The 12,774-nt window shown below is 71.4% G+C and carries 14 protein-coding genes; 10 read left to right on the forward strand and 4 right to left on the reverse strand.

Annotation, left to right across the window (positions count from 1 at the left end; all coding sequences use genetic code 11):
* The first annotated feature begins 148 nt into the window (after nucleotides 1-148).
* A complete protein-coding gene (locus tag AB8A24_RS34560; RefSeq protein WP_328963621.1) occupies nucleotides 149-1,036 on the forward strand; it encodes a TIGR01777 family oxidoreductase in 888 nt (295 codons plus the stop codon).
* A gap of 156 nt (nucleotides 1,037-1,192) precedes the next feature.
* Complete coding sequence (locus tag AB8A24_RS34565) at nucleotides 1,193-2,464, forward strand: NAD(P)/FAD-dependent oxidoreductase (protein WP_328963622.1); 1,272 nt, start codon at nucleotides 1,193-1,195, stop codon at nucleotides 2,462-2,464.
* A gap of 80 nt (nucleotides 2,465-2,544) precedes the next feature.
* On the opposite strand, the gene AB8A24_RS34570 is transcribed toward AB8A24_RS34565, so the two are convergent.
* Nucleotides 2,545-3,984 (reverse strand): regulator, encoded by a 1,440-nt coding sequence (locus tag AB8A24_RS34570; RefSeq protein ID WP_328963623.1) that lies wholly within the window; start codon nucleotides 3,982-3,984, stop codon nucleotides 2,545-2,547.
* Nucleotides 3,985-4,157: 173 nt separating this feature from the next.
* Here AB8A24_RS34570 and AB8A24_RS34575 point away from each other — a divergent pair, with 173 nt between their 5' ends.
* From AB8A24_RS34575 to AB8A24_RS34595, 5 genes are all read left to right on the forward strand, one after another.
* Nucleotides 4,158-4,478, forward strand: coding sequence for a hypothetical protein (locus AB8A24_RS34575; RefSeq protein ID WP_369478464.1), 321 nt, complete (start codon nucleotides 4,158-4,160; stop codon nucleotides 4,476-4,478).
* A 76-nt stretch (nucleotides 4,479-4,554) separates the two neighbouring features.
* Nucleotides 4,555-5,355, forward strand: coding sequence for a lipoyl(octanoyl) transferase LipB (lipB, locus tag AB8A24_RS34580; RefSeq protein WP_328963625.1), 801 nt, complete (start codon nucleotides 4,555-4,557; stop codon nucleotides 5,353-5,355).
* A 108-nt stretch (nucleotides 5,356-5,463) separates the two neighbouring features.
* Nucleotides 5,464-6,417, forward strand: a complete 954-nt coding sequence (lipA, locus tag AB8A24_RS34585) for a lipoyl synthase (protein WP_030731018.1) — start codon at nucleotides 5,464-5,466, stop codon at nucleotides 6,415-6,417.
* Nucleotides 6,418-6,758: 341 nt separating this feature from the next.
* Nucleotides 6,759-6,956: a hypothetical protein gene (locus AB8A24_RS34590; RefSeq protein WP_030010916.1), complete on the forward strand. Its 198-nt coding sequence runs from the start codon at nucleotides 6,759-6,761 to the stop codon at nucleotides 6,954-6,956.
* Nucleotides 6,957-6,966: 10 nt separating this feature from the next.
* Nucleotides 6,967-7,665 carry a DUF4191 domain-containing protein gene (locus AB8A24_RS34595; RefSeq protein ID WP_030731021.1) on the forward strand — a complete coding sequence of 233 codons (699 nt, stop codon included), beginning with the start codon at nucleotides 6,967-6,969 and terminating at the stop codon, nucleotides 7,663-7,665.
* Nucleotides 7,666-7,758: 93 nt separating this feature from the next.
* Here the strand turns inward: AB8A24_RS34595 and AB8A24_RS34600 are convergent, their stop codons facing one another.
* Complete coding sequence (locus AB8A24_RS34600; protein WP_328963626.1) at nucleotides 7,759-8,226, reverse strand: RDD family protein; 468 nt, start codon at nucleotides 8,224-8,226, stop codon at nucleotides 7,759-7,761.
* A 185-nt stretch (nucleotides 8,227-8,411) separates the two neighbouring features.
* On the opposite strand from AB8A24_RS34600, the gene glnA reads away from it, so the two are divergent.
* Nucleotides 8,412-9,821, forward strand: coding sequence for a type I glutamate--ammonia ligase (glnA, locus tag AB8A24_RS34605; protein ID WP_328963627.1), 1,410 nt, complete (start codon nucleotides 8,412-8,414; stop codon nucleotides 9,819-9,821).
* Between the two features lie 140 nt (nucleotides 9,822-9,961).
* Nucleotides 9,962-10,546 (forward strand): hypothetical protein, encoded by a 585-nt coding sequence (locus tag AB8A24_RS34610; protein ID WP_328963628.1) that lies wholly within the window; start codon nucleotides 9,962-9,964, stop codon nucleotides 10,544-10,546.
* 68 nt (nucleotides 10,547-10,614) lie between these two features.
* Here the strand turns inward: AB8A24_RS34610 and AB8A24_RS34615 are convergent, their stop codons facing one another.
* A complete protein-coding gene (locus tag AB8A24_RS34615; RefSeq protein ID WP_328963629.1) occupies nucleotides 10,615-11,271 on the reverse strand; it encodes a TetR family transcriptional regulator in 657 nt (218 codons plus the stop codon).
* A gap of 86 nt (nucleotides 11,272-11,357) precedes the next feature.
* Here AB8A24_RS34615 and AB8A24_RS34620 point away from each other — a divergent pair, with 86 nt between their 5' ends.
* Nucleotides 11,358-12,155, forward strand: coding sequence for an SDR family oxidoreductase (locus AB8A24_RS34620; RefSeq protein ID WP_328963630.1), 798 nt, complete (start codon nucleotides 11,358-11,360; stop codon nucleotides 12,153-12,155).
* Here AB8A24_RS34620 and AB8A24_RS34625 read toward each other — a convergent pair whose 3' ends face one another.
* Nucleotides 12,156-12,674 carry a DUF4240 domain-containing protein gene (locus tag AB8A24_RS34625; protein ID WP_328963631.1) on the reverse strand — a complete coding sequence of 173 codons (519 nt, stop codon included), beginning with the start codon at nucleotides 12,672-12,674 and terminating at the stop codon, nucleotides 12,156-12,158.
* Nucleotides 12,675-12,774: the final 100 nt, after the last annotated feature.

The raw sequence follows: 12,774 nt of genomic DNA on the forward strand, positions 1-12,774 counted from the left end.
GGGGCTGAAACCCAGCCCCGCCGGCGTGTGAGGCGCGGGCGCGGGAGCGCCGTGTGGTGACGTCCGCCCGGGTACGCGCGTCCCACGAAGGACAACGACGCGCCCCGAACCGGCCGAGCACAGCGCAGCGACCCGGCAGGATGGGGCCATGCGGATTGCTGTGACCGGGGCGACCGGACTCATCGGAAGCGCACTCGTGCGGTCCCTGCGGGCGGACGGCCACGAGGTGGTGCGGTTCGTGCGGCGGGAGCCCGTCGGGGCGGACGAGGCACGGTGGGATCCGGCACGCGGGTACGTGGACCCCGCCGGTCTGGCCGGCTGCGGGGCCGTCGTGCACCTGGCCGGGGCCGGGGTCGGGGACCACCGGTGGACGGCCGCGTACAAGAGGGAGATCCGCGACAGCCGGGTGCTCGGCACCGCCGCGCTCGCGCACGCCCTCGCCGCCCTCGACGAGCCCCCCGCCGTCCTGGTCAGCGGTTCGGCCGTCGGCTACTACGGGGACACCGGCGACCGGGCCGTCGACGAGGACGCCCCCGCCGGGCAGGGGTTCCTGCCCTCGGTCTGCGTGGAGTGGGAGGCGGCCGCCGCCCCCGCCCAGGAGGCCGGGATCCGGACCGCGTTCGCCCGTACCGGGCTGGTCGTCGCCCGCGAGGGCGGGGCCTGGGGGCGGATGTTCCCCCTCTTCCGCGCCGGGGTCGGCGGCCGGCTCGGCACCGGCCGCCAGTACTGGTCGTACATCTCCCTCCGCGACGAGGTGGCGGCGCTGCGGCACATCATCGACACCCCGGCCCTGTCCGGCCCGGTCAACCTGACCGCCCCGGAGCCGCTGACCAACCGCCAGGTCACCGAGGCCATGGCCCGGGTGCTGCGCCGGCCCGCGGTGCTGCCCGTACCGGCCGTGGCCCTGCGCGTCGTGCTGGGGGAGTTCGCCGAGGACGTGCTGGGCAGTCAGCGGGCCCGGCCCGCGCGGCTGCTGGGGTCCGGCTTCGTCTTCCGTGACCCCGGCATCGAGCAGGCGATCCGCGCCGCGCTCTGAGATCCGCGTGCGACCACCGTGCGACCGTTTGTGACCCGAATGCGACCGCTGTGCGACCGGAGTTGACCGCAATACCCCGCCGAACTCGGGTTCCCCTTTAACCGGTTGGGGGAAGGAGGATCCCCACACAGCCGCGCCGACCTCGGGGAGGGGCACGTGCTCAGCAGCGCACACCATGCCGCACACCATGCGGACGTCGTCATCGTAGGAGCCGGAGTCTCAGGACTCGCGGCAGCGCAGCACCTGATCGCCGCCGGAGTCACGGTCACCGTCCTGGAAGCCGCGGACGACCCCGGCGGGCGGATGGCCACCGAGTCCGCCGACGGGTTCCGGCTCGACCGGATCGGCCAACTGCTCAACACCGCGTACACGGAGCTCGAACGCACCCCGGGCCTGCGGGCCCTGACCCTGCGCCCCTTCACACCGGGCGTCCTCGTCCACACCGACGGGAAACAGCTGCGGGTCGGGGTCCTCACCCCGGCCCGGGCCCTGGCCAGCCGCTCTCTCGACCAGGCCCGGATCAGCGCCGCCCTCGGCCGGTTCGCCACCCTGCCCGAGGAGAAGCTCCTCGCCCGTCCCGAACGCACCGCGCACGCCGCCCTGCGCTCCCGCGGCCTGCCGACACGCACCCTGAACGGGGCGCTCCGCCCCCTGCTCGCCACCCTGCTGCGCGACCCGGAGCTCACCACCTCCAGCCGGGTCGCCGACCTCGCCCTGCGCACCTTCGCCCGCGGCAGGCTCGCCGTACCCGAGGGCGGCGCGGCGGTCCTGCCCGACCTGCTCGCCGCCGCCCTGCCACCCGGCACCGTACGCACCGGGGTCCGGGTCCGGTCGGTGGCCACCAACCTGGTCACCACCGAGGAACACGGCGACTTCCGCTGCCGATCCGTCCTCCTGGCCACCGGGGCCCGCGCCGCCGCCGAGCTCCTGCCCGGCCTGCGCGTGCCCGCCTTCCACGAGGTCACCGTCCTGCACCACGCCACCACCGCACCCCTGTCCCGGGACGGCACGCTGCTCCTGGACGGGGACCCCAACTGGCCCGTCTCCCACACGGCCGTCATGAGCGCGGTCGACCCGACCCGGGCCCCGGCCGGCCGGAGCCTGGTCACCACCACCGTGCTCGGCCCGCCACCACCGGCGCGCACGGTCGCCGCACGGCTGGCCCGGCTCTACGACACCCCCACCCGCGAGTGGGAACTGCTGGCCGTCCACCACACCCCGGAGGCGGTCCCCGCGATGCCCCCGCCGCACGACATGCGGCGTCCCGTGCGGGTACTGGCCGGGCTGTACGTGTGCGGCGACCACCGCGACACCAACACCGTCCAAGGAGCCCTGCACTCGGCCCGCCGCGCCGCCGGCGCCGTCCTGCGCGACTTCGGAATCCCGCTCCCGGTCGCCCCGGAGCCCGCACTCCCGGTGGCGGCCTGAGAACACCTGACGACGCCGGCGGGGCCCTGCTCCCGCCTCGCCGGCGTGCCGGGCGCGCGATCCGCGGCCGACCCGCGGGGTCACGACAAGGCCGCCACCCGGTCCCGGTAGGTCCGCACCGCCGAGGCGTCCCGGTACGGCTCCAGCCGCCGCTCGAAGTCCCGGACGTACTCCACCGCCCGCACCGAGCGCATCTCCATCGCCTGCTGGGCCGCCTCCGCGCCCAGCGCGCACGCCTGGTCCAGCTCGCCCAGCCCCAGCCGGGCCGTGGCCAGCACCACCCGGCAGAACAGCCGGGACCGGGCGTACCCCGGCGCCCTCAGCTGCAGGGACCGCTCCGCGTGCTGCGCCGAGGCCCGGTACTGCTGGAGGTCCCGGTGGCAGTGCCCGAACTCGTCCGCCAGCTGCGCCTCGTCGTAGAACCGCGCCCAGTGCGGTACGTCGTCCCCCGGCCGGGCCGCGCCCAACGCGCGTTCGGCCCGCACCAGGGAGGCCGTCGACGCCCGCACCTCGCCGAGGACCGCGTGTCCGCGCGCCTCCGCCGAGTGGAGCAGCGCCTGCACCACGGGCGGCGGGCCGGAGCCGACGCCCTGCTGGGCCACCCGGGCCAGCTGCACGGCCTCGCGACCGTGGCCGAGGTAGACCGCCTGCCGACTCATGGTGACCAGCACGTACGAGCCGTACGGGCGGTCCGCGGCCGCCTGCGCCAGCCGTAGCGCCTGCACGAAGTAGCGCTGGGCCAGTCCGTGCGCGGCGATGTCGTACGAGGTCCAGCCCGCGAGCCGGGTCAGATCGGCGGCGGCCGAGAACAACCGCCGCCCGGTGGTCTCCCCGTAGGTTCCGCGGAGCATCGGCTCGGCCTCGTGCTCCAGGTAGCGCACCAGGGCCTGCCGGGCGTGCCCGCCGCCGTACGCCTGGTCCAGGGTCCGGAACAGCTCGCTCACCGATCTGAGCGCCGCGATGTCCCCGCCGGTCACGCGCTGCCCGGGGCCGCGGTCGATCTGCCGCTGCCGGGGCACCGAGGCCCGCCCCTGCAGCGGGACGCGGGCCGTGGCGGATTCCGCGCCCCGGCCGACCCGCTCGTCGGCCCGCCCGATCAGCCAGTCCCGGCTGGGCACGACCAGCCCGGCCGGGGTGAAGGCGATCTTCCGGAGCTCGGCGTGCGAGCCGGAGTCCTTGCGCCACAGCCCGCTCGCGATGTCCACGGCCTCCTCCGGGGTGGCCGCGAACTCCAGCCCGGCGTACACGGGCGCGCAGGCGTCCAGGCCCAGGTCCTGGGCCGAGAGGCGGCGTCCGAGGCGGCGGGTGAAGACCTCGGCGATCAGCGCGGGGGTGGTGCCGCGGGGCTGCTGCCCGCGCAGCCACCGGGTCACCGAGGTCTTGTCGTACCGCAGATCGAGACCGTGCTCCAGGCCGAGCTGGTCGACGCGGCGGGCGAGACCGGCATTGGAGAACCCGGCTTCCGCGATCAGCGCCGCGAGCTGCCGGTTGGGGACGCGCTGGGCAGGTCGTTCCGTCATCGGCTCCACGGTTTCCTGACGTGACGGACCGGGGTCCCGGCCCTGTGAACGGCGTGAATGTAGCGGCGAACTTCGCCGATGCCGCCCTCTCTGCCCCACATTCATCCGATCGTGTGCAGAATGCGTAGGGCCCTTTACGGACCGGCCCCCTCCGCCCGCGTACGCTGCGGGCCATGACCCCTCGGCCCCACAGGGCGCACCTCCCCGAGGAGCGAACCGAATCCACTGCCCCGCTGCCCCCGCCCGAACTGACCGAGGCGGAGTGCCGGCGCTGCGGCACCTACATCGCGGGGCTGGACGGCCGGTACGCGTGCGGGGTGTGCGGCTGGGTCAACGACCACTCGGAGGGCCACCGGCGGCTGCCGCGCGCGGACGAGGACCCGGACCGGCCGCCCAAGGGACGGCGCCGGCCGAAGCAACTGCCGGGACCCCCGCCGGAGCCCGAGCCGGAGCCCGAGCCGGAGCCCGAGCCGGAGCCCGAGCCGGGGCCCTGAAGGGGTTCGCGAGGGTCGCCGTACCCTTGCTCGGTGAGGTACGTGCACACAGCAGGTTCAACGAGGAGGCGCTGCGGTGGCTGAGCTTGGGTTTGTCCATCTGGGCTTCGGGCCGGAATCCGTCGAGTACACCGAGGCCTGGGAAGAACAGCGCCGGGTGCACGCGGCCCGCTTCGCGGACGAGATCGAGGACACCTGCCTGCTGCTGGAGCACCTGCCGGTCTACACGGCGGGCCGGCGCACCGACCCCAGTGAACGTCCGCTCGACGGCACCCCCGTCGTCGACGTGGACCGCGGCGGCAAGATCACCTGGCACGGCCCGGGTCAGCTGGTCGGCTACCCGATCATGAAGCTGCCCCGCCCGGTGGACGTGGTCGCCCACGTCCGTCGCCTCGAAGAGGCCCTGATCCGTACCGCCGCCGAGTTCGGCCTGGAGACCACCCGCGTCGAGGGCCGCTCCGGGGTGTGGGTCCTGGGTGACCCCGTCGAGGAGCGTCCGAAGATCGGCGGGCTGTCGCTGGAGTTCGACCCGCGGCTGCACGACGAGGAGTTCGACGCGCGGCTGAACGGCCCCGAGTACGCCCCGTCCAACGCCGGCCAGCGCCGCGAGGACCGCAAGCTCGCCGCCATCGGCATCCGGGTCGCCAAGGGCGTCACCATGCACGGCTTCGCGATCAACGTGAACCCGGACAGCACCTGGTTCGACCGGATCATCCCCTGTGGGATCCGGGACGCCGGTGTGACGTCGCTCTCGTACGAACTGGGGCGGGAGATCACCATCGCCGAGGTACTTCCGGTGGCCGAACGGCACCTGAAGGATGTACTGGAGCACGCGGAGCTGCGGCCCCGCGAGATCGAGCCGGCCGTGGGTTCCTAGCCCTCGGGAATGAGACCGGCCGCCCGCAGGTTGGGCGACGTAAGAGCGTATGAAATTACGGGCGTACCCTGGTGGGCGCCGAACAATCGAAGTCACAGGGAGCCGGTCGTGTCCGCAGTCGCACCCGACGGACGCAAGATGCTGCGCCTGGAGGTCCGTAACGCCCAGACCCCCATCGAGCGCAAGCCCGAGTGGATCAAGACCCGGGCGAAGATGGGTCCCGAGTACACCAAGATGCAGGCCCTGGTGAAGGGCGAAGGACTGCACACGGTGTGCCAGGAAGCCGGTTGTCCGAACATCTACGAATGCTGGGAGGACCGCGAGGCCACCTTCCTCATCGGTGGTGACCAGTGCACCCGGCGCTGTGACTTCTGCCAGATCGACACGGGCAAGCCCGAGGCGCTGGACCGTGACGAGCCGCGGCGCGTCGGCGAGTCCGTGGTCACGATGGACCTGAACTACGCCACCATCACGGGCGTCGCGCGCGACGACCTGGCCGACGGCGGCGCCTGGCTGTACGCGGAGACCGTGCGCCAGATCCACCAGCAGACGGCGGGCCGCGAGTCCGGCCACACCAAGGTCGAGCTGCTGGCCCCCGACTTCAACGCGGTCCCGGAGCTGCTGGAGGAGGTCTTCGCCTCCCGCCCCGAGGTCTTCGCGCACAACGTCGAGACCGTGCCCCGCATCTTCAAGCGGATCCGCCCCGGCTTCCGCTACGAGCGCTCGCTCGACGTGATCCGGCAGGCCCGCGCCTACGGCCTGGTCACCAAGTCGAACCTGATCCTCGGCATGGGCGAGGAGCGCGAGGAGGTCTCGCAGGCTCTGAAGGAGCTGCACGAGGCCGGCTGCGAGCTCATCACCATCACCCAGTACCTGCGGCCCTCGCCGCGGCACCACCCCGTCGAGCGCTGGGTGAAGCCGGCCGAGTTCGTCGAGCTGGCGAAGGAGGCCGAGGAGATCGGCTTCTCCGGTGTGATGTCCGGCCCGCTGGTCCGGTCCTCGTACCGCGCGGGTCGTCTCTACCAGCAGGCGATGGAGAAGCGGAGCGGAGCCGTGGCGTAGGTTGCGGGTCCGCCCGAGGTACGAGGGCGGGCGCGCGGCCGGAGCGGTGGCGAGGCGGAGCTCGACCGGGAGAACGAGAAGCGCGCGTCGGTCCGACCGTTCGCGCGCCGAGCGTGTGAAGTCGCGCACAAAGCGTTACTAATGGGTAACACCGCATCGACGCGGCCCCTAGGCTCTTTCCTGAGGAAGAGTCCGGTGGGCCGCGTCAGTGTTTGCAACGTGTACATCACATTTGACCGACCGGTCACGCCCTGGTAACACCAGTCAGTGACGCTTGGTCCACGCACCGCACACACCGCTCGCATCACGCCGACGCGAGCATCGTGAAAGGGATCGACATCATGCAGGCCGCGCCCGTACGCGCCATTGCCATCCCGACCCTCTCCGACGCCTTCCGGGGCATTGAGTCCCTGCTGATGAGCGGGGCCCGCCGGAACGCCTGGACGGCGGTCCTGGAGGACCGCAAGAGGGCCAAGGACCGGGTCGAAACCGAACACGTACTTGAGGCCGCGGCTACCCGAACCCCGCAGGCCACGTAAACTTCGCTGTATGGCGAGGAAGTCAAACGCAGAGACTGCTGCGAACCCCGGGCGACTGAAGCAGATCGCCCTGACGTACAAGATGACGCGCAAGGCGGACCCGAAGGTCGGTCTGATCGTCGCAGGCGTGGGCATCGTCACCTTCGGTGTCTTCCTCGCGATCGGCTTCCTGGTCGGGCATGAGCTCTACCTGGGCATCCTGGGATTCCTGGTGGCGTTCCTCGCGATGGCGATCGTCTTCGGACGACGGGCCGAGCGGGCCGCCTTCGGGCAGATGGAAGGCCAGCCGGGAGCGGCCGCGGCCGTGCTGGACAACGTGGGACGGGGCTGGACGACCACCCCCGCCGTCGCGATGACCCGGCAGCAGGACATCGTCCACCGTGCCGTCGGCAAGGCCGGCGTCGTGCTGATCGCCGAGGGCAACCCGAACCGCGTGAAGCCGCTGCTCGCGAACGAGAAGAAGAAGCTGGCCCGGATCATGCCGGACGTGCCGGTGCACGACTTCATCGTGGGTACGGGCGAGGGCGAGGTGCCGCTCAAGAAGGTGCGCACCACGCTGCTCAAGCTGCCGCGCGTGCTGGCCGGCCCGCAGATCACCGAGATCAACGACAAGCTGCGCGCCATGGGTGACCTCATGAGCAACATGCCGCTGCCGAAGGGCCCCATGCCGAAGGGCATGAAGATGCCGCGCGGCGGAAAGATGCGCTGACCAGCTCACCTGATTTTCGTATACGACACAGGGGTGCCCCCCGAGCCCGAGGCTCGGGGGGCACCCCTGTGTCGTACCGCGTTTCCGGAAGTCCTAGATGCGGACCTGGACGGCGCGGGCCAGTCGGTCGTGCAGGCCGCGGCCGTCGCGGTCCCAGATCAGCGCCGGGATGACCAGGGCCAGCAGCAGCGTGCGCAGCACCACACGGAAGAGGCCGAGGCGGCCGCCGGACTCCGACATCACCCGGACGCCCAGGATCCGCTTGCCGGGGGTGAAGCCCACGGTGCCGACCGTCAGGATGGTGAGGGCCACGAAGAGCGCGAGGGTCCAGTTGCCGGCCGCGGCCAGGTCGCCGCCGGTGATCAGCCCGTAGGCAATCAGCTGGCAGCCGATCCAGTCGATCACGACGGCGCCGAGCCGACGCCCGAAACGTGCCACCGAGCCGGGCCCCTGCTGGGGCAGGCCGAGCCGCTGACCCGGATAGCCGAAGTCGACACCCATCTCCTCGGCGGCCGCGCGGGGGCCGGAGAGCCAGGATCCGATTGCCTGTCTGTTGTCCACCCGAACACGGTACCCGTGGCGCCGCACGGCCCTCCGGCCGGACCCTGGTTAACTTGTGCGAAACAAATGGGTCATGCTTGGGAAATCCCGTCTGCTTATGGTCGGGTCAGCGTGCGGCACCGCACTGACGCACCACGAGCTATAAAGCCCGTCCCTGCCCCGGGGCCGGGAGTAGGAGGAGTTGGATGTTCAAGAACGCCGACGAAGTGAAGCAGTACATCGAGGAGAACGACGTCAAGTTCGTTGACGTCCGCTTCTGTGACCTGCCTGGTGTGATGCAGCACTTCACCATCCCGGCGCGAGCGTTCGACCCGGCGGAGGAGCTCGCCTTCGACGGATCCTCGATCCGCGGCTTCCAGGCGATCCACGAGTCCGACATGGCGCTGCGTGCCGACATCACCACCGCGCGTCTGGACCCGTTCCGCAAGGACAAGACGCTCAACATCAACTTCTTCATCCACGACCCGATCACGGGTGAGGCCTACAGCCGCGACCCGCGCAACATCGCGAAGAAGGCCGAGGCGTACCTCGCCTCCACCGGCATCGCCGACACCGCGTTCTTCGGCCCCGAGGCCGAGTTCTACGTGTTCGACAGCGTGCGCTTCGCGACCTCCGCGAACGAGGGCTTCTACCACATCGACTCCGAGGCCGGCGCCTGGAACACGGGCTCCGAGGAGAACAACCGTGGTTACAAGGTCCGCTACAAGGGTGGTTACTTCCCCGTAGCCCCGGTCGACCACTTCGCCGACCTGCGCGCCGAGATCTCCCTCGAGCTGGACGCCCAGGGCCTCCAGGTCGAGCGTCAGCACCACGAGGTCGGCACCGGCGGCCAGGCCGAGATCAACTACAAGTTCAACACGCTGCTGGCCGCGGCCGACGACCTGATGCTCTTCAAGTACGTCGTGAAGAACGTCGCCTGGCGCAACGGCAAGACCGCGACCTTCATGCCGAAGCCGATCTTCGGTGACAACGGCTCGGGCATGCACGTGCACCAGTCGCTGTGGGCGAACGGCGACCCGCTGTTCTACGACGAGGCCGGCTACGCGGGCCTCTCGGACACCGCCCGCTACTACATCGGCGGCATCCTCAAGCACGCCCCGTCGCTGCTGGCGTTCACCAACCCGACGGTGAACTCCTACCACCGCCTGGTGCCGGGCTTCGAGGCGCCGGTCAACATGGTGTACTCGCAGCGCAACCGCTCCGCCGCCATGCGCATCCCGATCACGGGCTCGAACCCGAAGGCCAAGCGCGTCGAGTTCCGCGCCCCGGACCCGTCCTCGAACCCGTACCTCGCCTTCTCGGCGCTGCTGCTCGCGGGCCTCGACGGCATCAAGAACAAGATCGAGCCGATGGAGCCGATCGACAAGGACCTCTACGAGCTCTCGCCCGACGAGCACGCGAGCGTCCCGCAGGTCCCGACCAGCCTCGAGGACGTCCTCAAGGCGCTGGAGGCGGACCACGAGTACCTCCTGGCCGGCGGTGTCTTCACCCCCGACCTGATCGAAACCTGGATCGACTACAAGCGCACGCACGAGATCGCCCCGATCCAGCTGCGTCCGCACCCGCACGAGTTCGAGCTCTACTTCGACCTCTAAAGTGCCTGATGGAAGGCCCTCCGCCACTCTCTTCGGAGAGCGGCGGGGGGCCTTTCCGCTTTGACAGGGCCGCATGGGCGAGTGAGGGTGGAAATGACCTAAAAGCCCAATAAGCGAGACACGTGCGGAGGTGCATGAGAATGCGCCGTAAGATCGTTGCGGCAGCCATGGCGGGCGCCGCGGGAATCGCGATAGGTCTGCTGCCCGTCGCCAGCGCGTCGGCCTCGGTCGTCGCCGGAAATGGTGGCGGCGGCGGGAACGGCGGCTACGACTGCTGGCGCTACCCCTCGAACCGCTCCGACGCCCGGTGGAACGTCTGCTGCGACCGAGACTGGCGCAACCGTCCGAGCTGGTGCTGGGACCAGGGCGGCGTCGGCGGATACAACGACAACTGGCGCGACAACAGCAGCTGGCGCGACAACAGCTGGCGCGACTCGAACTGGTCGAACTGGAACGACTCCGGTCGCGGTGGCAACGGTGACTGGGGCAACCACGACGACTGGGGCAACGGTCGTGGCGGCAACGGTGGCGGCGACTGGGGCAACGGCCGGGGTGGTGACGGCGGCAACGGTGGCGGCGACTGGGGCGGCGGCGGCGGTAACGGCGGCGACGGTGGCGGCAACTGGGGCGGCGGTGGCGGTAACGGCGGCGACGGCGGCGGAGGCAACTGGGGTGGCGGCGGAGGGGGCGGTGGCGGCGGTGGCGGCGGCTGGGGTGGTCGCTGAGCCCCACCGGGACACGTAGGACCGCGAGCCCGACCCATGTGATCGGATGCGATGCCCCTGTTCCTCCCCTAGCGGAGGAGCAGGGGCATCGCGCCTGTCAGGTCCCGCAGGCAGCGGACCGCGAGTTCCGCCGGTGAGCCGGACCCCGAGACCGGCGCGTCCGTCGTCGACCACAGCTCCAGCGCGACGCGGATCGCGTCCGTGGCCGCCGCCGCGAGCAGACGCACCTCCAGCGGGTCGGCCTCCGGGCCCACCAACCGGGAGATCACCGGGACCAGGCGCTCCTCGGAGTCCTGGTTCACGCGGTACCAGACCCCGCGCAGGGCCGGGTCGTCCGCCGCCGCGCGCAGCAGGCCGCGGGTCACCTCCAGGCCCTCCTCGACCGCCTGCTGTCCGCTCAGTGAGCGGGTGACGGCGCGTTCCAGCGCCTCGCCCAGCGGGGTGCCGGGGTCCTCCTCGGCGAGCAGCGCGCGCCAGGCGTCACCGCCGCCCGCCAGCAGCGGGGCCACCGCCTCCTGCTTGTTGCGGAAGTAGCGGTAGAAGGTGCGCAGGGCCACCCCCGCCCGGTGGGCGATGTCCTCGGCGGTGGTGCCGTCGGGGCCGTGTTCGGCGAACAGATCGCAGGCCGCGCGGGCGATGTCGAGCTGGGTGGCGGCCTTGCGGCGCTCGGTCAGCGACTGGGCTCCGGGGCCGGCCTGGGGAGAGTACGGGCGAGGGGATCTCACGGGTGAAGCGTACCCCTCGCCAACCTCGGTGATTACATTCTTTGTCGTCATGGCAAAACGTGCCACTGCTTGGGTACGCTCGCGCCATGAACCGTTACGAAGGACGTCGCGTCCTCATCACCGGCGGTGGCTCCGGCATCGGCCGGGCCACCGTCCACCGCATCCTCGCCGAGGGCGGCCGGGTCCACACCGTGGACGTCGACGAGGCCGGCCTGAAGGCCACCGCCGACCAGGCCGCCGCAGGGGGGTACCTCCCAGCGGTAGCTGGGGGAGGCCACGCGGACCGGCTCACCACCGCGCTCCTCGACATATCCGACGAGAACGCCGTCAAGGAGGGCGTGGCCGCCGCGGTCGGCGCCCTCGGCGGGCTCGACGTCCTCGTCAACGCCGCTGGCATCCTGCGCTCCGAGCACACCCATCGGACCACCCTCGACCTCTGGAACCAGGTCATCGGGGTCAACCTCACCGGCACGTTCCTGATGATCCGCGAGTCCCTCCCGGCGCTGCTCGCGGGCGACCGGCCGGCCGTCGTGAACTTCAGCTCCACCTCGGCGTCCTTCGCCCACCCCTACATGTCCGCCTATGCGGCCAGCAAGGGCGGCATCCAGTCCATGACCCACGCGCTCGCCGCCGAGTACAGCAAGCAGGGCCTGCGCTTCGTCAGCGTCGCACCCGGATCCATCGAGAGCGGGATGACCACCGGCACCGGCCCCGGCCTGCCGCAGGACACCGACTGGTCCCTCTTCACCAAGCTGGCCCCGGCCCTCGGCCAGGGCTTCGCCGGCCCGGAGACCGTCGCCGGCGTCGTCGCCATGCTCGGCTCCGAGGACGGTGCGTTCATCACCGGTACGGAGATCCGCATCGACGGCGGCACCCACTACTGATCAGCCGCGGAACCGGTCCCACAGCCGGGGGAAGCGCTCCGCGAGCACGGCTTCGTTCTCGAAGTCCAGCGGGGCGCCCTCCGGCTCGGCCGCCTGCAGCGGGACGCCCAGCTCCGGCGCCACCGCCCCGGTCAGCTGCTCGTACGCCTCGTCGGCCGCGTACCCCAACTCCTCGCCGTCCCCGTCGATCTCCTCGTCGAAGTCGCCCAGGAGCTCCGCCAGCTGGTCCGGATCGTGCACCCCGCCCTCGAACACCTCCCGCCCCTGGCCGATCAGCCAGCAGCGGAAGTAGTCGAAGGCATCGTCGCTCGCCCCGTCGAGCAGAACCCAGGCCGCACCCCACAGGTCCCAGGTGTACGCCCGGTTGTACCGGGACTCGAAATGCCGGGCGAAGTCGAGGACGGAGTCCGGGTCGAGCAGTGCGAGCCGCTCCACGAGCAGCTCGGCGTGTTCCTCGGGGTCGCCGTCGGCGGCCTCGCGGGTACGGTCGACGATCTCCCAGAACTCCGTCTCGTCCATCACCGCTCCAGCATCACGGGTGCGACCCCGCGCCGCCACCGCTCGTACGGCGAAAGGCCGGTGTCCGACCCCCGCGGGGTGGACACCGGCCTTTCACCTG

This window comes from Streptomyces sp. BF23-19 (genome assembly GCF_041106355.1).
In the GTDB taxonomy this organism is placed as follows: Bacteria; Actinomycetota; Actinomycetes; order Streptomycetales; family Streptomycetaceae; genus Streptomyces; species Streptomyces virginiae_A.